The organism is Streptomyces malachitofuscus (genome assembly GCF_055571035.1).
On the sequence record NZ_JBVIGA010000013.1, the window covers coordinates 99,091 to 121,500 of the forward strand.

At 73.2% G+C, this 22,410-nt stretch carries 23 protein-coding genes; 13 read left to right on the forward strand and 10 right to left on the reverse strand.

Annotated features, from left to right (window positions below; translation table 11 throughout):
• Positions 1-272: 272 nt before the first annotated feature.
• The 6 genes from ACZ44S_RS20120 to ACZ44S_RS20145 all read right to left on the reverse strand — a co-directional run bounded on the left by ACZ44S_RS20120 (position 273) and on the right by ACZ44S_RS20145 (position 5,183).
• Positions 273-1,181 carry a universal stress protein gene (locus ACZ44S_RS20120; RefSeq protein ID WP_466930877.1) on the reverse strand — a complete coding sequence of 303 codons (909 nt, stop codon included), beginning with the start codon at positions 1,179-1,181 and terminating at the stop codon, positions 273-275.
• A 24-nt stretch (positions 1,182-1,205) separates the two neighbouring features.
• Positions 1,206-2,108, reverse strand: a complete 903-nt coding sequence (locus ACZ44S_RS20125; RefSeq protein WP_466930880.1) for a universal stress protein — start codon at positions 2,106-2,108, stop codon at positions 1,206-1,208.
• Positions 2,109-2,433: 325 nt separating this feature from the next.
• Entirely contained in the window at positions 2,434-3,321 is an 888-nt protein-coding gene (locus ACZ44S_RS20130; RefSeq protein WP_466930883.1) for a cytochrome c biogenesis CcdA family protein, read from the reverse strand.
• Positions 3,314-4,102, reverse strand: coding sequence for a DsbA family protein (locus ACZ44S_RS20135; protein ID WP_466930886.1), 789 nt, complete (start codon positions 4,100-4,102; stop codon positions 3,314-3,316). Before ACZ44S_RS20135 ends, ACZ44S_RS20130 begins: the two co-directional genes overlap by 8 nt.
• Before the next feature lie 65 nt (positions 4,103-4,167).
• Positions 4,168-4,677 (reverse strand): hypothetical protein, encoded by a 510-nt coding sequence (locus ACZ44S_RS20140; protein WP_466930889.1) that lies wholly within the window; start codon positions 4,675-4,677, stop codon positions 4,168-4,170.
• Positions 4,678-4,730: 53 nt separating this feature from the next.
• The gene (locus tag ACZ44S_RS20145) at positions 4,731-5,183 is read right to left on the reverse strand and encodes a hypothetical protein (RefSeq protein ID WP_466930892.1); all 453 of its coding nucleotides are present in this window, start codon (positions 5,181-5,183) and stop codon (positions 4,731-4,733) included.
• A 508-nt stretch (positions 5,184-5,691) separates the two neighbouring features.
• Here ACZ44S_RS20145 and ACZ44S_RS20150 point away from each other — a divergent pair.
• From ACZ44S_RS20150 to ACZ44S_RS20175, 6 genes are all read left to right on the forward strand, one after another.
• Positions 5,692-6,048, forward strand: a complete 357-nt coding sequence (locus ACZ44S_RS20150; RefSeq protein WP_466930895.1) for a rhodanese-like domain-containing protein — start codon at positions 5,692-5,694, stop codon at positions 6,046-6,048.
• Positions 6,045-7,445, forward strand: coding sequence for an MBL fold metallo-hydrolase (locus ACZ44S_RS20155; protein ID WP_466930898.1), 1,401 nt, complete (start codon positions 6,045-6,047; stop codon positions 7,443-7,445). Before ACZ44S_RS20150 ends, ACZ44S_RS20155 begins: the two co-directional genes overlap by 4 nt.
• A complete protein-coding gene (locus ACZ44S_RS20160) occupies positions 7,442-8,023 on the forward strand; it encodes a rhodanese-like domain-containing protein (RefSeq protein ID WP_466930901.1) in 582 nt (193 codons plus the stop codon). Before ACZ44S_RS20155 ends, ACZ44S_RS20160 begins: the two co-directional genes overlap by 4 nt.
• A 5-nt stretch (positions 8,024-8,028) precedes the next feature.
• On the forward strand, positions 8,029-8,889 hold the full coding sequence (locus ACZ44S_RS20165; protein ID WP_466930904.1) for a sulfite exporter TauE/SafE family protein: 861 nt from the start codon (positions 8,029-8,031) through the stop codon (positions 8,887-8,889).
• Between the two features lie 176 nt (positions 8,890-9,065).
• A complete protein-coding gene (trxA, locus tag ACZ44S_RS20170) occupies positions 9,066-9,434 on the forward strand; it encodes a thioredoxin (protein WP_466930907.1) in 369 nt (122 codons plus the stop codon).
• Between the two features lie 41 nt (positions 9,435-9,475).
• The gene (locus ACZ44S_RS20175; protein ID WP_037938242.1) at positions 9,476-9,742 is read left to right on the forward strand and encodes a metal-sensitive transcriptional regulator; all 267 of its coding nucleotides are present in this window, start codon (positions 9,476-9,478) and stop codon (positions 9,740-9,742) included.
• An 18-nt stretch (positions 9,743-9,760) separates the two neighbouring features.
• Here ACZ44S_RS20175 and ACZ44S_RS20180 read toward each other — a convergent pair whose 3' ends face one another.
• Complete coding sequence (locus tag ACZ44S_RS20180; protein ID WP_466930910.1) at positions 9,761-10,156, reverse strand: DUF302 domain-containing protein; 396 nt, start codon at positions 10,154-10,156, stop codon at positions 9,761-9,763.
• Between the two features lie 188 nt (positions 10,157-10,344).
• Here ACZ44S_RS20180 and ACZ44S_RS20185 point away from each other — a divergent pair, with 188 nt between their 5' ends.
• From ACZ44S_RS20185 to ACZ44S_RS20195, 3 genes are read left to right on the forward strand one after another with little or no spacing between them, the layout of a single operon-like run.
• A complete protein-coding gene (locus ACZ44S_RS20185; RefSeq protein ID WP_466930913.1) occupies positions 10,345-11,709 on the forward strand; it encodes an MBL fold metallo-hydrolase in 1,365 nt (454 codons plus the stop codon).
• Positions 11,710-11,748: 39 nt separating this feature from the next.
• Complete coding sequence (locus ACZ44S_RS20190; protein WP_466930916.1) at positions 11,749-12,108, forward strand: rhodanese-like domain-containing protein; 360 nt, start codon at positions 11,749-11,751, stop codon at positions 12,106-12,108.
• Entirely contained in the window at positions 12,105-12,854 is a 750-nt protein-coding gene (locus tag ACZ44S_RS20195) for a sulfite exporter TauE/SafE family protein (protein WP_466930919.1), read from the forward strand. The genes ACZ44S_RS20190 and ACZ44S_RS20195 overlap by 4 nt, the downstream gene beginning before the upstream one ends.
• 26 nt (positions 12,855-12,880) lie before the next feature.
• On the opposite strand, the gene ACZ44S_RS20200 is transcribed toward ACZ44S_RS20195, so the two are convergent.
• Positions 12,881-13,159 (reverse strand): metal-sensitive transcriptional regulator, encoded by a 279-nt coding sequence (locus ACZ44S_RS20200; RefSeq protein WP_466930922.1) that lies wholly within the window; start codon positions 13,157-13,159, stop codon positions 12,881-12,883.
• A 278-nt stretch (positions 13,160-13,437) separates the two neighbouring features.
• Between ACZ44S_RS20200 and ACZ44S_RS20205 the strand changes: the two genes are divergently transcribed.
• From ACZ44S_RS20205 to ACZ44S_RS20220, 4 genes are all read left to right on the forward strand, one after another.
• The gene (locus ACZ44S_RS20205; protein ID WP_466930924.1) at positions 13,438-14,703 is read left to right on the forward strand and encodes an MFS transporter; all 1,266 of its coding nucleotides are present in this window, start codon (positions 13,438-13,440) and stop codon (positions 14,701-14,703) included.
• Between the two features lie 307 nt (positions 14,704-15,010).
• Complete coding sequence (locus ACZ44S_RS20210; RefSeq protein WP_466930927.1) at positions 15,011-15,649, forward strand: hypothetical protein; 639 nt, start codon at positions 15,011-15,013, stop codon at positions 15,647-15,649.
• Between the two features lie 271 nt (positions 15,650-15,920).
• Positions 15,921-16,808 carry a universal stress protein gene (locus tag ACZ44S_RS20215; RefSeq protein WP_466930929.1) on the forward strand — a complete coding sequence of 296 codons (888 nt, stop codon included), beginning with the start codon at positions 15,921-15,923 and terminating at the stop codon, positions 16,806-16,808.
• A 221-nt stretch (positions 16,809-17,029) separates the two neighbouring features.
• Complete coding sequence (locus ACZ44S_RS20220; RefSeq protein WP_466930932.1) at positions 17,030-19,393, forward strand: heavy metal translocating P-type ATPase; 2,364 nt, start codon at positions 17,030-17,032, stop codon at positions 19,391-19,393.
• An 8-nt stretch (positions 19,394-19,401) separates the two neighbouring features.
• Here the strand turns inward: ACZ44S_RS20220 and ACZ44S_RS20225 are convergent, their stop codons facing one another.
• Positions 19,402-19,899: a flavodoxin domain-containing protein gene (locus ACZ44S_RS20225; RefSeq protein WP_466930933.1), complete on the reverse strand. Its 498-nt coding sequence runs from the start codon at positions 19,897-19,899 to the stop codon at positions 19,402-19,404.
• Between the two features lie 109 nt (positions 19,900-20,008).
• A complete protein-coding gene (locus ACZ44S_RS20230; RefSeq protein ID WP_466930935.1) occupies positions 20,009-22,408 on the reverse strand; it encodes a glycoside hydrolase family 65 protein in 2,400 nt (799 codons plus the stop codon).
• Positions 22,409-22,410 lie beyond the last annotated feature (2 nt).

A 22,410-nucleotide genomic window follows, 5' to 3' on the forward strand; every position in this document is an offset into this window, starting at 1 on the left:
GCCACGAGAATCGGGCCGCGTCCGTCCCACCCCCGGTGTCGTACTCGACGGGACCGATCACCCGACCCCTGGCGTCGGTCACCGGAGCCGGTACCAGGGTTTGTCGTTCGGACCATGTCGCAGGCAACTGCCAACCGGACGGGGCGTCGGCTGACGGCCAAGAACCGTGGCACGTGCGTCACTTGGGGCGTCCGACCGACCGGGCCGTGGCCCGAGGGTTGTCCGGGGGCGGGACGGGGCCGGCCGGTCCCGGCCCGGAGAGGGCCCTGCGGTCAGGCCTCGCCGTCCGGGTGCTGCGGGACGACGACGACGGGGCAGGCCGAGTGGTGCAGCAGCCCGTGAGCGACCCGGCCGAGCTGGAGGCCGAGGTGTCCCTCCCTTCGCCGGGCCCCGACGACCAGCAGGTCCGCCTGGTGCGAGGCGTCCAGGAGCACGCGACGGGCGTGGCCTTCGACGGTGCGCCGGCGCACCTCGATGTCTTCGGGGACGTCGCGCAGCGCGGTCTCCAGCATCTCGGCCGCCCGTTCCTCGTGCGCGCGCTCGGGCTGTCCCGCGAGCAGGGGATGGTCGGTGGTCTCGTGCGCGGGGCACCGCCAGGCCCGCACGGCCTCCAGGGTCACCCCGCGTCGCCGCGCCTCGTCGGCGGCGAAGCGCACGGCTGCCGACGCCTTCGGGTCCTCGCCGACTCCGACCACGATCCGCCCGTGCACGGGCGGCGTCGCCTGGTTGTCGTGGCTGCCGCGCAGCACGACCACCGGGCAGTCGGCATGAGCGGCGACGGCCAGACCGACGGAGCCGAGCAGCAGCTCGGCGACGCCGCTGCGGCCGCGGCTGCCGACGACGAGCACGGAGGCCTTGCGCCCCTCGTGCACCAGGGCGTACTCCGGCTCCTCGGGCACGACGTCGGCGGTCACCCAGAGGTCGGGATGCCGGGCACGGGCGCGCCCGGCGGCGGCGTCGACGATGTCCTGGGGCGACGGAAGCGCCGTCGGCCGGCCGATGCCCGGAGCGACGGCGCCGCCCTCGTACCGGTCCCACAGACAGGCGTACACCAGCCGCAGCGGCACTGCGCGCAGCACCGCCTCGTCGGCCGCCCAGTCGACGGCGCGCAGGCTCGACTCGGAGCCGTCCACGCCCACGACGAGGGGCTCACCGCCCTGTCGTCCGGCTCTGGCGTCCATGGTTGCCTCCCTGGGGCGGTGCGTTCAGTCGTGCGCGACGACGGCGACGGGGGCAGCGGCGTGGTGCATCACCGCGTGCGTGACAGGCCCGATGTGGGCGCCGAACGGGCTGCGGCGGATCCGGCGGCCGACGACGACCAGCGACGCCTCACGGGCGGCGTCGATGACACGGTTGGCGGCACTGCCGGAGCGGGATTCCTCGATGACCTCGACGTCCGGGTACTTCTCCCGCCAGGGGCGCAGGACCTTCGCCAGAGCGGCGGCCTCCTGCTCCTCCAGTTCGGTGCCCAGCTCGGGATCGGCCGGCAGGGCGTAGGCGTAGTACGCCGGCAGACTCCAGCCGTGGACCGCCTTCAGCGCGGTGCCACGGCGGGCCGCCTCCTCGAACGCGAACGCGATCACCGTGTCATGGGGGTGGGCGGTGTCGAGGCCGAGCACGACGGGCGGATACGGGCCGGCGACCGGCGGTGTGGCGGAGGACTCCTTCTCGTTCTCGCCGGCCGTCCGTCCGGCGCGCACGAGGACGACGGGCGTCCTGGTGTGGGCGATCACCGGCATGCCCACGGACCCGACGAGGAACCCTCCGAACCCGCTCAGTCCTCGCGAGCCGAGGACCAGCAACTCGGTGTCCTTCGCCACCTCCGGCAGCACGTCCCACGGGCGTCCGGGGACGGGCTCCAGGATCACGTCCAGGTGCGGGTGGCGGGGTCGGATCTTCGCAGCCACCTCACGGGGGATCCGCTCGCTCCAGTGCTTCTGCTTCGCGGGTGCCAGATGCACTGATTCCGCCACGGGCTCGGGGACGGGCTCCCAGACGTGTACCAGCCGCAACGGCGAACCGCGCAGTTCCGCCTCTTCGGCCGCCCACTCGGCGGCAGCACGGCTCTCGAGCGAGCCGTCGAGGCCCACAGTGACGGTGCGGGACATGACGTCCACCTCCTGAATCGGTTGTCCGATCCCACGATGACGGCGGGAGCACCTCACGGTGCAGAGACCGCAGGTCCCCGGTGTGGGGCCGATGGACCCTGCGACGGTGGGTCGGGCCGCCGGCCCTCCGGGTCATCCGCATGTCCGGGGCGCCTGCTCGGGTAGGACGTGCACAGACGTGTCCGTGGCGTCAGCACGGCGTCGAAGCCCGTCGGTCCATGTGCCCGGACGCAGCAGCACGGGACCGGCCTCGGCTTCGTGGCCGTCGGCGAGGGCGGGCCCTGGGGAGGATCCGGGCCGGGTCCTCCCCACGACACGCATGAGGTCAGCGGTGTTCCTGCGCGGTGTCGTCCGCGCTGACGCGCCCCGCCGCCGGGTGTCGCTCGTCCTCCCGTCCGGGTCGGGTGCGCAGCAGTACGGCGAGGGCGGCGGCCGCGGCGATCGCGGCCAGGCCGAGCAGCAGGGTGCGGTCGGGGATCGCGCCCGCCCACCGGGACAGCCGTTCCTCCCAGGCGAACTCCGCGTCCACCCCCATCAGGGACGGCAGGGCGGAGGTGCCGTCGAACGCCAGGAAGAGGACACCGAGCAGGATGAACATCGTGCCGCCGGCCAGTGAGGTGGTGTGCAGCGGTACCTTCCCGAGGTGGATCACCCTGCCGCGCAGCCACTGCCGGCGTCCGAGGTCGTAACGGTCCCACAGGGCGGCGAGGACGAACATCGGTACCGCCATGCCCAGGGCGTAGACGGCCAGCAGCGCTCCGCCCCGCCAGGGGTTGCCGCCCATGGCCGCGACGGTCAGGACGGCGCCGAGGATCGGCCCCGCGCAGAAGCCCGCCAGGCCGTAGACCGAGCCAAGCGCCAGCACGGAGGCCGCGGATCCCGAGCGGCGCCTGCCGGCTGCCTGCTGCAGGCGGCGCGAGCCGAATCCCCGGCCCAGTACCTGGGCGACGCCGAGCGCGATGACCAGCCAGCCGCCTGCCGTGACCAGGGTGTCCCGGTGTCCGTAGAAGAGCCGCCCGGCGAAGGAGCCGGCCACTCCCAGCGGCACCAGAGTGAGGCAGAGTCCGGCGTAGAACAGTGCCGTGCGGCCCAGGAGCCGGGTGCGGCTGGTGAAGGAGTACGCGAAGAAGGCCGGCAGCAGCAGGGCCGAGCAGGGGCTGAGGAGAGCCAGCAGACCGCCCAGGAAGGCGACCAGCACTCCAGGGTCACTCATCGTTGCCGCCTTCCTGCTGCCGTGCCTGCTCGGCAGCCTCGTCGATGATGTCGGTGAAGACGTCCGTGGGCTGGGCTCCGAGCACCGGCCGTCCGTTGATCAGGAACGCGGGGGTGCTGGTGACACCTATGCCGTAGCCCTCCTCGCTGTCCCGGGTGACCGCCTGACGGGCGGCGTCGGAGGCCATGTCCTTCTCGAACCGTGCGAGGTCCTCGACGCCGGCCTTCCGGGCCATGGCGACGAGATTGTCCTCGCTGAAGTCGCCCGCGTTGCGCCGGCGAGGCTCGGCGTAGGCCTCGTCGTGGAACTGCCAGAAGCGGTTCTGCCGTCCTGCCGCCCAGCCGGCTCGTGCGGCCTGGTCGGACTCGGCGCCGAAGACGGGGAAGTTGCGCCACTCGATGCGCAGGATGCCCTTGTCGACGTAGTCGCGGACCAGGTCCGGCTTGGTCTCGCGGGCGAACCGGCCGCAGAAGGGGCACTGGAAGTCGGAGTACTCGATCAGCACGACGGGCGCGTCCGGGCTGCCCAGGGCGAGCGGATCGTCGGCGTCCCGGCGGGCCAGGGCGAGCAGTTCCGGGTTCGCCGGTTCCTGTGCCTCGGGGGTCGACACCGTGGCGGGGGCGGCCGTACCGCCTCCGGCGGTGTCACGGCCGAGGGCGAGGGCGAGGACGGCGGTCACGACAGCGGTGGCCAGCACGATCACGGCGAGTATGCGCCGGGTGCGGCCAGGGCGCGGCCGCCGGGTCCGGGAAGACGCGGAGGGTGCGGATGTTCCGGGCATGGTGGTGCTCCGAGGGGTGTGAGGAAGAGTGAGGAGAGCGTGTGCGCGGGGAAGCGGCGAAACGTTCAGCGGCGGACGGGCACGGGGCACGCGTCGGCCGTGGAGAGCCTGCGCAGGGCCGCCTCGGCCAGCAGGACCAGTGAGACGACGGCCACCAGCGGTTGCAGCGGGGCCCAGTAGCTGAGCGCACCGGAGGTGCCCAGCAGGACCAGGACGAGCTTGTTGCAGACGGGGCAGCCCACCGCCAGCAGTGACAGCAGACCGCCGGCCGACCCGAGCCGTCCGACGGTCTTCACGGACGGATCGTCGCGGTCCGCCGGGGCTCGGGAGCCGCGCGGCCGCGTGACGAAGGTGGCCAGGACGAGGCCGGCGAGCACCGCGGTGGCGGCGAGCACGGGGTAGTTCCACCACTGGACGGGGACGGAACGGGAGAACAGGGGCGAGGGCACCACCGCGGTGGGCACGCCCACCAGCACCGTGGTCAGTGCGGCTCCGGCCGTGGCGGCGGCCCACTGCGGGGACTGCCAGGCGGCCAGCGTCGCTCCCGCCCGGCTCAAGGACCGGGAGGAGGGCATGAGAAGGACTCCGATTCGCTGAGGAGATGCAGGGACACGGCACACGGGCCGGTCTAGATCCTCAGGACGGAGAGCTGCACCAGGGTGGGTGCGGGAGGCGCTGCCCCCGGCCCCGCGTCCGTGGGGCCGGGGCCTGCCGGCGCGGCCGGTGTCCGGTGCTCCTCGCGTTCCGGCAGCGGCACGGACGGACGGGAGCCGTCGTGGGCGGAGGCGACGTCAGGGGTGGCCTGCTTGCCGCAGTGCCCGCTGCCCGACGACGCGGAGTCGGCCGTCTCGTGGGAGACGACGGCTTCCACGACGTCGAGACCGCCCTGCTCCGCAGTGGTCAGGCTTGTGACAGGTCCTGCTGCGGGCCGTACGTCAACAGCGGCGGAGGCCGGTGCGTCGCGGAGGGTTTCCGCCGCGGACTGCCCGGCCGCGCACAGGGACGAGACCAGCGCGGCGACCAGCACCAGAACGCAGCGCAGCACGAAACCCGCTCCGTGGCGCGTGGAAGGCACTGTCATCGTGAGGGCTCCGTGAGGCGATACCGCTGGCGGGAGCCCACGATAGGGCATACGGCCAGGGGTATGCGCCTGCGGGTCGTGAGGACGCCACTCGCGCCGTGCCCGCCCGGCCTGCCGCCGACATCGCCCGCGCCGGGAGCGACGGCGTCCGGGGTGGCACCCGTGGTGCATGCCGAGCCGCGGTCCGGCCGCGACCACCTCGGCCACGGGACAAGCCATGGGAGCCGACGGCGCGGGCGACCGGGGCGCCGCGCATGCCCTGACAGCGGTTCGCCTCCGCGTCGTGAGGGTCGGCGCGGAAGACCGGTCAGCGGCACCCCCTCGCAGGCCCCTTCCCGGGCAGCGGAGCGGCCTTGACGTCCCCTTTCCGCGTCAGGGAGCGGAGACCCGGAATGTGAGGCGCATCACATTCGGATACCCCCCGGGGCATAAACCGGACCCTGTTACGGTTGAGCTCAGGCATACCCCCCAGGGTATTTCTGAAGGCAAGTGAGCAGGAGTTCTCCGCATGGTTCCCGAGATCGACCAGCAGCGGTTCGCCGAGGCGCAGGCGGCAGGCGCCCTCGTCGTCGACGTCCGTAACAGCGGCGAGTACCGGGCCGGACACGTCCCCGGCGCCCGCTCGGCCCCGCTTCCCAACCTCCCCCTGATCCTCAGCGAGCTGCCCAAGGACCGTCCGGTCCACGTGATCTGCCAGAGCGGCGGCCGCAGCGCGCAGGCCACCTCCCTGCTCCGCGACCTGGGCTACGACGCCCACAGCGTCAGCGGCGGCACCGCCGCGTGGATCGACGCCGGCCGCATGGTCGCCACCGGCGACGAGCCCGGCACCCCCACCGCCCCCGCCATCTCCGAGGAGACGCGATGATCACCGTTCTGCCCGTCGAGACCCCCGGCCTGGGGGACCGCACCTACCTCGCCCACGACGGTTCGGTGGCGCTGGTGGTCGACCCCCAGCGCGACTACGACCGCGTCACCGCGCTGGCCGACGCCGCCGGAGTGCGGATCACCCACGTGTTCGAGACGCACATCCACAACGACTACGTCACCGGCGGACTGGCCCTCGCCCGCGAGGTGGGCGCGCAGTACCTGGTCAACGCCGACGACGAGGTCTCCTACGAGCGGACCCCGGTCCGCGACGACCAGGTGATCGAGGTCGGCGACACCATGCGGGTGCGGGCGATCCACACGCCCGGCCACACCCACACCCACCTGTCCTACGCGCTGGAGGCGGGCGGCGAGCAGGTCGCGGTGTTCACCGGCGGCTCCCTGCTGTACGGCACCACGGGACGGCCGGACCTGCTGGGCCCGGACCACACCGACACCCTGGTGCGGGCCCAGTGGCGTTCGGCGCACCGGCTGGCCGAGGAACTGCCGGACGAGACGGCCGTCTACCCCACCCACGGGTTCGGCTCGTTCTGCTCCGCGACCCAGGCCTCCGGTCTGTCCAGCACCATCGGCGAGGAGAAGCGCACCAACACCGCGCTCACCGCCGACGAGGAGGCCTACGTCGAGCAGCTCCTGGCGGGCCTCGACGCCTACCCGGCCTACTACGCCCACATGGGCCCGGCCAACTCCGGCGAGCCCGGCAAGCCGGACCTGTCCGCGCCGTCCGTGGCGGACCCGGCCGAGCTGCGCCGGCGGATCGACGCCGGGGAGTGGGTGGTGGACCTGCGCGACCGCACCGCCTTCGCCGCCGGGCACCTCGCCGGCAGCCTCAACTTCGGCCTCGACGGACAGTTCGTCACCTACCTGGGCTGGCTGATCCCGTGGGGCACCCCGCTCACCCTGCTCGGCGAGACCGCCGAGGACGTGGCCGAGGCCCAGCGCGAACTGGTGCGCATCGGCATCGACCGCCCGGCCGCCATGGCCACCGGCGGGCCCGGGGACTGGGCCGGCGGTGAGCCCCTGGCCTCCTACGAGCGCGCCGGCTTCGCCGACCTGAAGGCCGCTCTCGGCGGCGACGACCTCGTCGTACTGGACGTGCGCCGCGACCAGGAGCGCGCCGAGGCGCACATCCCGGGCTCGGTGCACATCCCCATCCACGAGGTGCCGGGCCGCCTCGAGGAGATCCCCGCGGGCCGCGTCTGGGTGCACTGCGCCGGCGGCTACCGCGCCGGAGTCGTCGCCGCGCTGCTCCACGCCCGCGGCCGTGACGTCGTCGCCGTCGACGACAGCTTCGACAACGCCCTCGACCTGGGGCTGTGCCCCCTCGTCTCCGACACCCCCGACACTCACGACAACCGACAGGAGATCAACGCGTGACCACCCCCACCACTCCCCGCAGCCTGACCATCGACGAACTGCGCACCCGGCTCGACTCGGCCGGCCCTCCCCGGCTGCTCGACGTGCGCACCCCCGCCGAGTACGAGGGAGCGCACATCCCCGGCTCCTACAACGTCCCGCTCGACACCCTGCGCGAACACCGCGAGGAGCTGACGAAGCATCTGGACACCGACGTGGTGCTGGTCTGCCGCTCCGGCCAGCGCGCCGGCCAGGCCGAACGCGCCCTCGCCGAGGCCGGGCTCCCCGGCCTGGCGGTCCTGTCGGGCGGCATGACGGCCTGGGAGAAGTCCGGGGCCCCGACCAACTACGGTCAGGAGCGCTGGGACATGGAGCGCCAGGTCCGCCTGGTCGCCGGGTCGCTGGTGCTGGTCGGCGCCCTGGGCAGCTTCCTCGTCCCCGGCCTGCAGGCGCTGTCCGCGTTCGTCGGCGGCGGGCTGGCCTTCGCAGCCATCAGCAACACCTGCGCCATGGGCGTGATGCTGTCGAAGATGCCGTGGAACCGCACCCCGTCCTTCGACCCGCGCAAGGCCGTCGCCCAGCTCGCCGACGGCAGGTGACCGTCATGACGCTGACGCTCGTCCTGATTCTCGCGCTGCTGGTCGGCGTCTCCCTCGGGCTGCTCGGGGGAGGCGGGTCGATCCTGACCGTGCCGCTGCTGGTCTACGTCGCGGGCATGGACGCCAAGGAGGCCATCGCCACCTCCCTGTTCGTCGTCGGCGTCACCTCCGCCGTGGGCATGATCAACCATGCCCGCGGCGGACGGGTCCGCTGGCGCACGGGCGTCCTGTTCGGAGCGGCCGGCATGGCCGGCGCCTACACCGGCGGGCTCATCGGCGGCCACATTCCCGACGTCGTCCTGCTGATCGCCTTCGCGGTCATGATGATCGTCACCGCCGCCGCCATGCTCCGGGGCCGCAAGAACGTCGACCCCGACCGGGCCCACAAGCAGCTTCCGGTGGGGCGGGTCCTGCTGGACGGGGCGGCCGTCGGCCTGGCCACCGGTCTGGTCGGCGCGGGCGGCGGCTTCCTCGTCGTCCCCGCCCTGGCCCTGCTGGGCGGCCTGCCGATGCCCGTGGCCATCGGCACCTCACTGCTGGTCATCGCGATGAAGTCCGCCGCGGGCTTCGCCGGCTACCTGTCGAGCGTCCAGATCGACTGGACCCTCACCCTGGCCGTCACCGGGTTCGCCGTCGTCGGCAGCTTCGTCGGAGCGCGGCTGGCCGGGCGCGTCCCCGCGCACGTCCTCTCCCGGCTCTTCGCCTGGTTCGTGCTGGCCATGGGCACGTTCGTCCTGGTCCAGCAGACCCCCGCCCCCATAGCGGTCCCGATCCTGGCGGCCGTCGCCTCGCTCGGCGCCGGTGCGGGAGTCTGCTACGGCTTCGTCGCCCGCTGCCCGCTGCGACGCGCCGTCCACCGGGCCTAGACACCCCCTGGCGCCCCCGGAATGCCGCTGCCCCGGCGCACCGCCCTTCGGTGCGCCGGGGCAGCGGCATTCCGTGCCGTCCGGGGAATGCCCCGCCCCGGACCGGTGTTCTTTACCCCAGGGGGTATCAAAGGTTACTAGTCCGGCCAGTCCGGTGAATCGGAAGGAATCGCATCATGAGCACCGTCGCACTCACCGCCACCGACTTCGAGAGCACGGTCACCGGCAACGACATCGTCCTCGTCGACTTCTGGGCCGCCTGGTGCGGACCGTGCCGGATGTTCGCCCCCGTCTACGAGAAGGCCTCCGAGGCCCACTCCGACATCGTCTTCGGGAAGGTCGACACCGAGGCCGAGCAGGCCCTGGCCGCCGCGGCGGACATCACCTCGATCCCCACGCTGATGGCCTTCCGTGAAGGCATCCTGGTCTTCTCCCAGCCCGGCGCCCTGCCGCCGCAGGCGCTGGACCAGTTGATCACCGCCGTCCGCGGGCTCGACATGGCCGAGGTCCGCGCCTCTCTCGCCACCCAGAGCCCCGGTCAGTGACCGCGGCCGGTCCCGGACCGGTCCCGTGAAAGGAAGAACCCATGGTCCAGCTCCCCGCCGACCAGGTGCGGTCGGCCGCCAACCGGCTCAAGCGCGCACAGGGCCAGCTCGCCGGCGTCGTGCGCATGCTGGAGGAAGGACGTGACTGCGAGGAGGTCGTCACCCAGCTCGCCGCGGTCAACCGCGCGCTGGACCGGGCCGGCTTCGCCATCGTCGCCAGCGGCCTCAAGGAGTGCCTGAGCCAGGAGGGCGGCGCCGACAGCCTCGACACCCAGAAGATGGAGAAGCTCTTCCTCTCCCTGTCCTGACCCTCCGGCCCGCGCGGATCAGGGGGCGGACAGGGCGGCGAGGGCGGCGTCCAGGCGGGCGGTGGCCTCCTCGGCGACGGGCCGGAGGGCGTCGAGGCCCGTGAGGGTGACCATGGTGCCCGGGTCGAGAGCCTGGACGAGCGTGTGGTCACCGTCGCGGCGGACGACGACGTTGCACGGCAGAAGCAGGCCGATCGAGCGGTCGGCCTCCAGGGCCCGGTGCGCGAGGGGCGGGTTGCAGGCGCCCAGGATCAGGTAGTCCTCCATGTCGTGGTCGAGCTTGGCCTTCAGGGTGGCCGTCACGTCGATTTCCGTGAGAACGCCGAATCCCTGGTCGGCCAGGGCCCGACGGACGGCCGCGACGGCGGCGGCGAAGTCGGTGGTGGCCAGGCGGACGGTGCGGTCGTAGGACACGGTGCGCTGCTCCTTCGGTGCGGAATACCTGATTCTTTTGATACCCCGCCGGGTACCCGTCGCGGGGGACGCGATGCCGGACGGGTCACCCGGGAAGGCCGCAGAAATACCCCCCTGGGTATTTCTGCTAGGGTGAACGGACCGGATACCCCCCGAGGTACACAGTCTCTTGTGGAGGAGCCGTAGCCGTGTTCTTCGTCGACACCCTGGAGTTCGAGGGTCTGGGCAACCGCAGCTATCTGGCGGGAGGCCCCCGCGGCGCGGTCGTCGTCGACCCGCCGCGCGACATCGACCAGGTGATCGCCGCCGCGGTGAAGCGCGGGGTGCGCATCGCGTACGTCGCCGAGACCCATGTGCACAACGACTACGTCAGCGGCGGCCTGGAACTGGCCCGCGTCACCGGCGCCTCCTACCTGGTGCCGGCGGCGGCCGACGTGTCCTTCGTCCGCACCCCGGTCGCCGACGGCGACACCGTCGAGGTGGACGAGCGCCTCGCCCTGCGCGCGGTCGCCACCCCCGGCCACACCCCGCACCACACCACCTACGTCCTCGAGCGGGACGGACGCGGGGTGGCGGCGTTCACCGGGGGGTCGCTGCTGATCGGCACGGTGGGCCGCCCGGACCTGGTGGAGCCCCGGCTGACGGAGGAGCTCGCCCGCGCCCAGCACGCCTCCGCGCACCGCCTGGCCGACGAGCTGGACGACGAGGTGCCGGTCCTGCCCACCCATGGCTTCGGCAGCTTCTGCTCCTCCTCCCAGGCCGAGGGGGACGCGACCACGATCGGCAAGGAACGCGCCACGAACGACGCGCTCATCCTGGACGTGGACACCTTCGTGCAGCGGGTGCTGGCCGGCCTCGACGACGTGCCCGCGTACTACGCGCACATGGGCCCGGCCAACGCCGCGGGCCCCGTGCCCGTCGACCTCACCCCGCCGGAGCCGGCCGACGCCGGACAGATCGCGCGGCGGCTGGCGGCGGGCGAATGGGTGGTGGACCTGCGCAGCCGCACGGCCTTCGCCGAGGGCCATGTGGCCGGGTCGTTCAACTTCGAGGGCGACGGCAAGCTCGCCACCTACCTGGCCTGGCTGATCCCGTGGGGCAAGCCCGTCACCCTACTCGCCGACACCCTGGAGCGGATCGCCGACGCGCAGCGGGAGCTGGCCCGGGTCGGCATCGACCGCCCGGCCGCCGCCGCCACCGGCGCCCCGACCGCCTGGATCCGCGAGGGCGAGCGGCTCGCCTCCTTTCCGCGGGCCCGCTTCGCCGACCTCGCCGAGGTGCGCGGGCGCGACGAGGAGGCGGTGGTGCTGGACGTGCGCCGCGACTCCGAACGCGCCGCGGGACACGTCGAGGGGTCGGTGCACGTCCCCATCCACGAGCTGTACGGCCGCCTCGACGAGGTGCCGTCCGGAACCGTATGGGTGCACTGCGCGAGCGGGATGCGCGCGGCGATCGCCGCCTCCCTGCTGGACGCCGCCGGACGACGGGTCGTCGCAGTCGACGACGGCTTCGACGCCGCCGGCGAGGCCGGCCTGACCGTGACCCGCCCCTGATCACCCACCCGTCCGCTCACCCAAGCCAAGGGCACCACCATGTTCCTCTTCCGCCGCGGCACCGGCCGCCTCACGCCCGACCAGGCCCGCAGCCGCACCGACGACGGCACCGCCGTGCTGCTCGACGTCCGTGAAACACCGGAGTGGAAGGCCGGGCACGCACCCGGCGCCGTCCACCTGTCCCTGACCCGGCTGCTGGCCGGAGCCGCCCTGCCGCCGGACGCCCAGGGCCGGCCGGTGGTGGCGGTCTGCCGCTCCGGGCACCGCTCGCAGCAGGCCGCGAAACTCCTGGCCTCCCGCGGCGTCGACGCCGTCGACGTCACCGGCGGCATGAACGCCTGGGCAAAGGCCGGCCTGCCGGTCGTCGACGAGCACGGACGGGGCGGCCGGATCGCGTGAGCGCACTGGTCCTGGCCCTGATCGCGGGGGCCGTGGTCGGCCTGGCGCTCGGCGCGCTCGGCGGCGGCGGCAGCGTCCTGGCCGTTCCCGCCCTGATCTACCTGCTCGGTTTCTCCCCCGCCGCGGCCACCACCGGCAGCCTCGTCATCGTCACCGTGACCTCGCTGACCGCGCTGTACGCCCACGCCCGGGCGGGAAACGTACGGTGGAGAGCCGGCGCGGCGTTCGCCGCCGCGGGCCTGCTGCCGGCCGCGCTGGCGGGAGCCGCCGCCGGACACCTGCCCCAGGCGGTCCTCACCCTCGCCTTCGCGGTGGTCGCGGCCGTCGCCGCACTGAAGATGCTGCGGCCCGGCGATCCGGCCGGCAGGGAGCCCCGCCCGGTACGGCCGGGCAGGGCCGCCGCGGCAGGGGCGGGGCTGGGCGCGCTGACCGGACTGCTGGGCGTGGGCGGCGGTTTCCTCGCCGTGCCGGCCCTGGTCACCGTCCTCGGCTTCGAGATGCGGGCCGCCGTCGGCACCAGCCTGCTGGTCATCACAGCCAACTCCCTGGCCTCGCTCGCCACCCGCTCGGACGCCGCGATTTCCCTCGACTGGGCGGTGATCGGCCCCTTCATCGCGGCCGCCGTCCTGGGCGCGTGGGACGGCAAACGCCTCGCCGCGAAGGTCTCAGGCCCCGGCCTGCAGCGCGTCTTCGCGGTGGTCCTGCTGGCCGTGGCCGCCTTCATGCTCGCCGACGCGGTGACATGAGCCGGTGCTCCGGCCGGAGCGGGTGCTCAGGCCAGCGACAGGAACAGCTTCTCCAAGCGGGCGCGCATCGCCTCCCGGTCCCCGTTCACCTGTCCGCCCTCCGCCATGCAGTGCTGCAGACCTGTCGCGATGATCGCGAAACCGGCCCGGTCCAGCGCCCGGGAGACCGCCGCGAGCTGGGTGATCACGTCCTCGCAGTCGCGCCCCTCCTCGATCATCCGGATGATTCCCGCGATTTGGCCCTGCGCCCGCCGCAGCCGGTTGAGCACGCTCTTCAGCTCTTCGGCCGCCATGTCCAGTTCCACGCATCCTCCTCCATCAATACCCCTTGGGGTATTCTAGTCCCTTCGGTGCTTCTCCCGGACGAAGAGACGAAAAGCCACCTCACCCATGTGAGCCCCCACCATGGCCATCGGTTCCGTCCAGGCGCCGAGCCCTTGAAACCTACGCCGTCAGTGCGCCGTGACCGCCGCCGGTCTCACGGAACGGACCGGTCACACCCATGTCGCCGTCCTCGGCGGCGGGCCGGCTACGTGGGCGCCCGCGGACGGCGGCCGACCCGAGCCACGGAGGACATCCGCACGTGAACGCCACGCCCACCGCGACCGGTAGGCCCGTCCGGCTCGGGCTGCGGGAGAACTGGCTCCAGTTCACCCTGCTGGTCATCGTCAACGTGTGCGTCGGCGGCCTGGTCGGCCTGGAACGCACCACCGTCCCGCTCATCGGCTCCCAGACCTTCGGCCTCACCAGCGACCTGGCCGTCTTCTCCTTCATCATCGCCTTCGGCCTCACCAAGGCGCTCACCAACCTCGCCGCCGGGGCGCTCACCGCCCGCTTCCGCCGCAAGCAGCTGCTGGTGACCGGCTGGCTGCTCGGCATCCCCGTCCCCTTCGCTCTCGCCTACGCGCCGTCCTGGGGATGGATCGTCGCCGCCAACGTCCTGCTCGGCCTGAACCAGGGCCTGACCTGGTCGATGACCGTCAACATGAAGATCGACCTGGTCGGCCCCTCCCGGCGCGGCCTGGCCACCGGCCTGAACGAGGCCGCCGGATACACCGCCGTCGGCGTCACCGCCCTGCTCACCGGCTATCTCGCCACCAGCTACGGCCTGCGCCCCGTCCCCGAACTCATCGGGATCGTCTTCGTCGCCGCCGGACTCGCCCTGGCCCTCGTCGTCCGCGACACCGCCGCCCATGTCGCCCTGGAGCTGGCCCACCACACCAAGCCGCTGCCGACGGACGAGGACACCGGCCTGAGGGCCACGTTCGCTCGTACCTCCTGGCACAACCGCTCGCTGCGCGGCGCCAGCCAGGCCGGACTGATCAACAACCTCAACGACGGCCTCACCTGGGGCGTCTTCCCCCTCCTCTTCACCGACCACGGCCTCGGACTCGCCGCCGTCGGCCTGATCAAAGGGCTCTACCCGATCCTGTGGGGACTGGGGCAGATCCCCACCGGCCACCTCGCCGACCGCATCGGCCGCAAACCCCTCATCGTCCACGGCATGCTCGTCCAAGCCATCGGCTTCGCCGTCGCTCTCGCCCTGCTCGACCGGCCGCTCCTCGCGGGCATTCTGTCCGCGGTCTTCCTCGGCCTCGGCACCGCCATGGTCTACCCCGCCCTCATCGCCTCCATCTCCGACCACGCCCACCCCGCCTGGCGGGCCAACGCCCTGGGCACGTACCGGTTCTGGCGCGACATCGGCTACGCAGCCGGCGCCCTCGTCGCCGGCATCCTCGCCGACACCCTCGGCCTGAGCGCCACCGTCATCGCCGCCGCCGTCCTCACGGCCGCCTCCGGGCTCCTCGCCGCCCGCTGGGTCACCGAGCACCGACCCACCGCCCGCTGACCGACCGGCCTGCCCCACCGCGGCCGACGACTGCGGCCGCACCGCCGCGCTCCTTTTGAGACCATCCCCCTCGCCCGCACCCGTCACAGCGGTCGAACCGAACACCGGGCCCATCGGACCTCATGGAGGGCCGACCAGCCCTCGCGCGGCTGCCGCGCACCGGCTATGCCGGAAGGAGGCGAGGGGGTGCGCCTCCCCCTCGGCCTCGGCCTCGGGCCCGGTCAACCGGGCGAGGCAGGTGACCAGGGAGTACAGAATGTCCGAGAAGCAACCACACCGGCGAACGGGAGCCGGCCTGCTCCCCTTCGTGACAGCTTCCGCAGCGCTGGCGTTCTACACGCTGCGGTGCCGGCCGAGGCTGCTCACCTGGGGTGCGACGCAGGACGAAACCGCTCGCGCGTACCCCGGCGACGAGCTGGTGCCCGACCCCGACGGCACCTCGACGATGGCCACCGACCTTCCGGCGCCGCCCGAGCAGGTCTGGCCCTGGCTGGCACAGATGGGGTACGACCGCGGAGGCTGGTACAGCTGGGACTGGCTGGACCACTACGGACACCCCAGCGCGGACCGCATCGCGCCCGAGTGGCAGAAGCTGGAGGAGGGCCAACGTCTCAAGGCATCTCGTGACGCAAAGTACTGGTTCACCGTGGCGCTGCTGGAGCCGAACCGGACTCTGGTGCTTCGCTCGGGCCTGGACCTCTCCCGAGGACGGTCCTTCGACCCGCGGACCGAGCCTCTGCCACGGGCGCGGCTGGACGGGATCTGGGGCTTCCACCTGCGACCCGCGCCCTTCGGTGAGACGCGCCTGGTGGTCCGCACGCGCGGTCGGGGCCACCCCCGGTGGCTCACTCGGCCTTTCGACCTGACGCTCGGCGAACCCGCACACTTCGTCATGCAGACCCGCCAGTTCCACAACCTGCGCACCCGGGTCGGCACGGAGACGTGACCCCGTGATACCGGGGCCTCGGCCCCATCCGGCGTCTCCGCGACCCGCCGTGCCCGGCGCAGCAGGACCCTGACATCCGTCTGCCGCACCGGCGCACGATCCGACGGCCACCCGCCTCTTCACACACACCGGACGCGGGCACCGGATGGCGCCCACAGGGCCGTCCGTGTACCCGCATGGCCCTGTGGGGCGGGCCGTACGCCCCATGGCACCAGGACGTCGCCGGGGTGAGTCTGGAGGGAGCGAGAACGCTTTGGACACGGGAGGCGCAGTGGGTGGTTCGGTGATCGTCGGCGTGGACGGGTCGGCGTCGGGTCTCGCGGCGGTGGAGGCGGCCGCGCGGGAGGCCCGGCTGCGGAAGGCCGCCCTGAAGGTGGTGCACGCCTTCCTCTGGCCCGCCATGCATGTACCCCTGGGCCCGTCGCCTCTGGGGCCGCCGGAGGGCGGGATGCAGAGCATGGTCGATCGTCTGGTGGCGGAGGCGGTGGAGCGTGCCCGGGCCACGGCGCCGGAGGTGGAGGTGTCGCACGCCGTGGTGACGGGAGAGCCGTTGACGGTGCTGGAGGCGCAGTCGCGTGCCGCCGATCTGGTGGTCGTCGGATCCCGAGGGATGGGCGGGTTCGTCGGGCTCATGGTGGGTTCGACGGCGGTACATCTCGCGGCGCACGCCCGCTGCCCCGTGCTCGTCGTGCGCGAAGAAGCGCCCGTGGACGGTCCGGTCGTGGTGGGCGTCGATGGCTCCCCCGCCGGGGACGAGGCGGTGGAGTTCGCCTTCCAGGAGGCCGAGCTGCACGGGACCACCCTGATCGCGCTGCACGCCTGGACCACGTGGAACGCGCCGCTGCCCGCCCCTCAGGATCCGACCGAGCCGTACGCGAACCCGGCCGAGGCGCTCGGCCAGGAGGAGGCACGTCTGCTCTCGGAGGCACTGGCCGGGCACCGGGAACGGCACCCGGATGTCGCCGTGGAGCACGAGACGGTGCACGGTCCCACCCGCGAGGCACTGATCGAGGCGAGCCGGACGGCCCGGCTGGTGGTGGTCGGGGCACGGGGGCGCGGCGGCTTCGCCGGGCTGCTGCTGGGATCGGTCAGCCAGGCCCTGCTGCATCACGCGCACTGCCCGGTAGCCGTGGTGCGGGGCACGGCCGCCCGTCACTGACGACGGCCGCCCCGACCGGGTGGCGGCCCCTGCTCGTCGCGCTCCCGCCGTCCGTCCACCCGCCTCGGCGAGGGCGGGGCCGGACGAGGAAGCGCGGGTCCCTGCGTCCCTGGCCCCGCCCCGTGAACCGGCGGACCATGGACACGAGGTGAGGAGCTGCACCCGGTCGGGGGCCGCCCCCCGGCCGCCCCGTCGCGAACCGCCGACCGGTGAGGAATGCCATGATCCACGCCAACCCCGCCGACGACACCCGCCGGGCCGGCTCGCAGAAGCCGGTGCCGGGGCCTGCCACGGCACCGGCGGGGCCGTCCTGGCCGGAACCCGTCCTCCTGGCTGTCACGGCCTCGTCGCTCGTCGCGGGGGGTGTCCTCCGGCTGCTGGGCCACAGCGATGCCGCCGACGTGTGCTGGGCACTGGGCACGGCCTTCGCCGTCGTGCCCGCGATCGGCTGGGTGGTGGCCGCGCTGCGCCGCGGCCACGCGGGGGTGGATCTCATCGCGGTCCTGGCCCTCGGCGGCACCCTGGCCGTCGGGGAGTATCTCGCCGGGGCCCTGATCGGCCTGATGCTGGCCACCGGGCGCGCACTGGAGGCCGCCGCGCAGCGGCGCGCCTCCCACGACCTGCGTGCGCTGCTGGCGCACACGCCCCGCACCGCCCGTCGGCGCACCGGCAACGAGGTCCGCCCCGTTCCCGTCTCCGAGGTCGCCGTGGGGGACGTTCTCGTCGTCGGCGCGGGCGAGGTCGTCCCCGTCGACGGGCAGGTGGCGGGCCCGGCGGCCGTGCTGGACGAGTCGGTGCTCACGGGCGAGTCGGCACCCGTGGAACGGAAGCCCGGACAGACGGTGCGCAGCGGCGTCGTGAACGCGGACGGGGCCTTCGACCTGCGGGCCACGGCGACCGAGCAGGACAGCACCTACGCCGGGATCGTGCGCCTCGCCCGGCAGGCGGGCGCGGAAGCGGCCCCCGTCGTCCGCCTGGCCGACCGCTACGCGGCCTGGTTCCTGCCCCTCTCGGTTGCGGTGGCGGGGCTGGCCTGGCTGCTGAGCGGCTCCGCGGTGCGGGCCGTGGCGGTGCTGGTGGTCGCCACCCCCTGCCCGCTGCTGCTCGCCGCCCCGGTGGCGATCGTCTCCGGTCTGTCCCGGGCGTCCCGGCTGGGTGTGGTGGTCCGGGACGGCGGCGCGCTGGAGCGCCTGGGGCGGGCCCGCACGCTACTGCTCGACAAGACCGGCACCCTCACCGGCGGGCGCCCGCGCGTGGTCGACGTGACCGCGGCCCCCGGCTGGAAACCCGCCGAGGTGCTGCGGATGGCGGCCACGGTGGACCAGTATTCGCCGCACGTCCTCGCCCGCGCCATCGTCGACGCGGCCCGTGAGCGTGGGCTGGAGCCGTCGATGGCGACGGATGTGTCGGAGGAGGCCGGCCGGGGCGCGTACGGCGTGGTCGACGGCCGCAGGACGGCCGTGGGGCGTCTTGAGCCCACGGCAGTGGTCCCCGAATGGGCGCGGGCCGCGGAGAACCGGGCACTGTTGGACGGCGCCGCCGTCGCCTGGCTCACCGTCGACGGTGTTCCCGCGGGAGCCGTCATGCTGCGTGATCCTCTGCGCCACGACGCGCCGCGCGCCCTGAGACGGCTGCGCACGGCCGGCATCGACCGCATCGTGATGCTCACCGGTGACCGGCCCGAACCGGCCCGCGAGATCGCGGCCGTGCTGGGCCTCGACGGCGTGCGGGCCGAGCTGACCCCGGCCGACAAGGTGGCCGCGGTCCGCACGGAACGCGGGCGCGCCGTCACCGTCATGGTCGGCGACGGTGTGAACGACGCGCCCGCGCTCGCCGCCGCGGATGTCGGCGTGGCGATGGGCGCGCGGGGTTCCACCGCCTCTTCCGAGGCCGCGGACATCGTCCTGACCACCGACCGCGTGGACCGGCTGGCCGACGCCACGTCGATCGCCGTGCGGTCGCGCCGCATCGCCGTGCAGAGCGCTCTGGGCGGCATGCTCCTGTCGCTGGTGGCCATGGGCGCCGCCGCCGTGGGGCTGCTGCCCCCGGCCGTCGGCGCGCTGCTTCAGGAGGGCATCGACGTGGCGGTCATCCTCAACGCACTGCGCGCCCTGCGCGTGGACCAGGGCGCCCGGCCGGCCCTCGAACCCGCCGCCGAGGCCCTGATCCACCGCTTCGCGGCCGAGCACGAGGATCTGCAGGACGTGCTGCAGGCCGTGCGTGACGCCGCGGCCCGGCTCTCGGATCCCGGCGGGGACGGGCAGGCCCTGGAAGCGGTGCGCGAGGTGAACCGGCTGCTCACCGAGCGGCTGCTGCCGCACGAGTCCGCTGAGGAACATCAGCTCTATCCGGCGCTCGAACCGGTGCTCGGCGGGCCGGAGGCGACGGCGACCATGAGCCGCGCCCACGCCGAGATCGAGCGGCTCGCCGGGCGGGTGACCACCCACCTGGCGCTCGCCGACGCACAGGGCGCGCTGGAGCCTGAGCAGCTCGAGGACCTGCGTGCCTGTCTCTACGGTCTGCACACCGTGCTGCGGCTGCACTTCACGCAGGAGGAGGAGAACTACTTCTCCCTTGCGCCCTGACCGCCCCGTCAGCCGCGCTTCAGCTCGCGGCCGATTCCCGCGGCCCATGCCTCGATCCGGCCGAAGTCGCGGAAGTCCCCGCCCTTTCCGTTGCGCAGGATCATCCGGGCGACCCAGCCCTTCGCGCCCTCGCGCAGGCAGCCGCCGAAGGTGACGTGGTCCCGAGCGTCGAGGCGGACCACTGCCTTCTGCACCCAGGGCACGGGTGGTATGTCCCGCTCCGCCGCGGAGGCGTCGAGCGGCCCGCTGCTGAAGAGCCACAGCGGACGTCCGGCCAGCTCCTTGCCGTGGCGGCGGACGAAACGGCGGGCGTCCCGGTGCCAGCGACCGGCGTACAGTCCGCCGCCGACCACGACCGCGTCGTAGGACGCGGCACTCGCGACGGACCCGGCAGCCCGAGCCTCGGCGGCAAGCCCTTCGTCGCGCAGGGCTCCGGCGACCGCCTCGGCGATCTCCGCCGTCGATCCGTTCGTCGTCCCGTAGGCGACCAGCACGTTCTTCGCCACGACGGTCCGCCTCCTCTCACGGCCCCCGCGGCACGGAGGCGTTCGACTGTCATCGGGCGCGGGCGGGTCGGTGTGGGGCCCACGTCGACGTTCTCATCATGGCGCGCGGTCAGTCCGTCGGCAGCTGGAGCATGCAGGTCTCTCCGGGAGCGACGGTGACGGCCCGGTCGGACAGGACCACGCGGACCGGCGACTCCTCCGAATCCGGTACCGCGAGTTCCAACTGCCCGCTGTGCAGGCGCAGGCCGATCCCCCAGTGGCCCCGGTAGCTCAGGGCGAACCCGTACTCCGACAGGGCCGGCAGCGGCACCGGATCCAGCGACAGGGCGTCCCCGCGGGGCGTCAGTCCCGTCAGGCCCCGTTGGACCAGATCGAGCGTGCCGGCCATGGCCCCCAGATGGATGCCCTCCCCCGTCGTACCGCCCTGGATGTCGGCGACGTCCGCCTCCAGGGCCTCGTGGAGGTACTGCCACGCCTCGGCCCGCCTCACCCGGGCGAGAACCCAGCCGTGCACCAGTTCACTGAGGGTGGAGCCGTGACTGGTGCGGCGCAGGTAGTAGTCGACGGTTCTGCTCCAGATCTCCTCGTCCAGGTGGTGACCGAGGCGGCGGAACAGGCTCTGCAGCTCCGTCGGCGGGAAGAGGTAGCCGAGCATGAGGACATCCGCCTGCTTGGACGCCTTGTAGCGGTTGACCGTGTCGCCCTCGGCCTCCAGGATCCGGTCCAGCCGCCGGATGCTGTCGTAGCGCGCCCGGTAGGCGTCCCAGTCCAGCTCGGCCAGGTCGTCGTACCCCTCGAACTGGCTGATGACGCCCTGGTGGTACGGCACGTACAGCCGCCGGGAGACCTCCTCCCACTTCGGTAGTTCGTCTCCGTCCAGCCGGACACGCTCGAACAGTTCCTGTCGGCGCCAGGCGGGAAGGCGGCGCAGGAGCTCCAGGGCGCGGGCGACGACCCAGGCGGCGGTGACGTTGGTGTAGGTGTTGTCGTTCAGTCCCGGCCGGTCGGCGTCCGGATAGCCGTCGTGGTATTCGTCGGGGCCGACGACCCCCCGGATGCGGTAGCGGCCCGTCGCGGGATCGAAGACCGCACTGTCGGTCCAGAACCGGGCGATCTGCACCAGCATCTCCGCACCCTTGGTGTGCAGGAACTCGGTGTCGCCGGTGGCCTCGTAGTACTGCCACACGTTGTACGCGACCGCCGAGCCGACATGGTGCTGGAGCCGGGAGTTGTCCGGAAGCCAGCGGCCCGAGCGGGGGTTGAGATGCAGCGCCTGGGTCTCCTCACGGCCGTCGCTGCCGCTCTGCCACGGGTACATCGCCCCGGCCCGTCCGATGGCGGCGGCGGACCGGCAGGCCCGGTCCAGGCGTCGGTGCCGGTAGGCCAGCAGGGCCCGGGACACCTCGGGGAAGTGCAGGTTCAGATAGGGCAGGACGAAGAGCTCGTCCCAGAACACATGCCCCCGGTACGCCTCGCCGTGGAGCCCCCGGGCCGGCACACCCACGTCGAGGTCCGCCGTGTGCGGGGACAGTGTCTGCAGTACGTGGAAGAGGTGCAGCCGCAGGATGCGGCCCGCCTGGCCCGGGATGCGGATGTCCGCACGCCGCCATATCCGCCCCCAGGCGGCGGTGTGCGAGTCCAACAGGTCGGAGTAGTCCGGGGCCGCGGTCACACGGTCGACTGCCGCGCCAAGAGGGTCGCCGATCGCGGCGTCGCGTGAGGTGTGCAGCGCCACTGTCTTCTCCACCTCGACGGGCCGGTCCGGAGCGAGCGGGATCACCAGGCGGTGGACCGCGCGGCGCCGGTTCGGGAGCAGCCGCGAAAGAGAGGGGGGCGGCCCCACGACGACGGTCCGCGCTGCCATGGCGATCCCGATGCCGGACGTGCTGGTCCGGCAGCACAGCCAGGCCGTCCCGGGCTCCTGTGCACCGGTGCGCACCTGTGTCAGATGGTGCCGTTCGAGGGTCCGGTAGCGGTGGACGTTGGCGTTCATCACGTCGCCGTCCAGGGCGGATTCGACCTCGACGTCCCCCGACCAGTTCTCGGCGGTGAGGACCGTCCGCAGCACCGCCAGATGGGGGTTCGCCATGTGCACCAGGCGGATCTGTTCGACCCGGAGCACTCGCGCGGTCCCGTCCCGGTAGCGCGACGTCCGGGTGAGCACGGCCCGGCGCAGGTCCAGGACCTGCCGGTGGCCGAGCAGGGCGGTGGAGTCCGGGGTGAGCCACGGGCCCCAGGTCCCGCCCTGCGGCCGTACGCGGAATCGGAGCGGCAGCCAGTTCGGGAGGTTGACCATGTCCTCGTTGACGACGTGGCGCCCGGCCACGGTCGACTCGAGGCGGTTGTAGCACCCGGCCCGGTAGGTACCCGGGCAGTGCACCAGGCCGGCCCTGACCTCGGGGAACGCGCCGCGGGTGGCGAAGCAGCCGTTGCCGAGCGTGCACAGCGCCTCCCGCAGACGCTCGGCGGCGGGATCGTACCCTTCGTACTCCCAGGTCCACTCCGACATCG

Bases quoted from the DNA above. Each gene is read 5' to 3' on its own strand.
- ACZ44S_RS20135 (WP_466930886.1), bottom strand. From the start codon at position 4,102: ATGCCCGGAACATCCGCACCCTCCGCGTCTTCCCGGACCCGGCGGCCG.
- ACZ44S_RS20230 (WP_466930935.1), bottom strand. From the start codon at position 22,408: ATGTCGGAGTGGACCTGGGAGTACGAAGGGTACGATCCCGCCGCCGAG.
- ACZ44S_RS20165 (WP_466930904.1), top strand. From the start codon at position 8,029: ATGACGCTGACGCTCGTCCTGATTCTCGCGCTGCTGGTCGGCGTCTCC.
- trxA (WP_466930907.1), top strand. From the start codon at position 9,066: ATGAGCACCGTCGCACTCACCGCCACCGACTTCGAGAGCACGGTCACC.
- ACZ44S_RS20220 (WP_466930932.1), top strand. From the start codon at position 17,030: ATGATCCACGCCAACCCCGCCGACGACACCCGCCGGGCCGGCTCGCAG.
- ACZ44S_RS20125 (WP_466930880.1), bottom strand. From the start codon at position 2,108: ATGTCCCGCACCGTCACTGTGGGCCTCGACGGCTCGCTCGAGAGCCGT.
- ACZ44S_RS20130 (WP_466930883.1), bottom strand. From the start codon at position 3,321: ATGAGTGACCCTGGAGTGCTGGTCGCCTTCCTGGGCGGTCTGCTGGCT.
- ACZ44S_RS20150 (WP_466930895.1), top strand. From the start codon at position 5,692: ATGGTTCCCGAGATCGACCAGCAGCGGTTCGCCGAGGCGCAGGCGGCA.
- ACZ44S_RS20190 (WP_466930916.1), top strand. From the start codon at position 11,749: ATGTTCCTCTTCCGCCGCGGCACCGGCCGCCTCACGCCCGACCAGGCC.
- ACZ44S_RS20120 (WP_466930877.1), bottom strand. From the start codon at position 1,181: ATGGACGCCAGAGCCGGACGACAGGGCGGTGAGCCCCTCGTCGTGGGC.
- ACZ44S_RS20175 (WP_037938242.1), top strand. From the start codon at position 9,476: ATGGTCCAGCTCCCCGCCGACCAGGTGCGGTCGGCCGCCAACCGGCTC.
- ACZ44S_RS20140 (WP_466930889.1), bottom strand. From the start codon at position 4,677: ATGCCCTCCTCCCGGTCCTTGAGCCGGGCGGGAGCGACGCTGGCCGCC.
- ACZ44S_RS20145 (WP_466930892.1), bottom strand. From the start codon at position 5,183: ATGACAGTGCCTTCCACGCGCCACGGAGCGGGTTTCGTGCTGCGCTGC.
- ACZ44S_RS20155 (WP_466930898.1), top strand. From the start codon at position 6,045: ATGATCACCGTTCTGCCCGTCGAGACCCCCGGCCTGGGGGACCGCACC.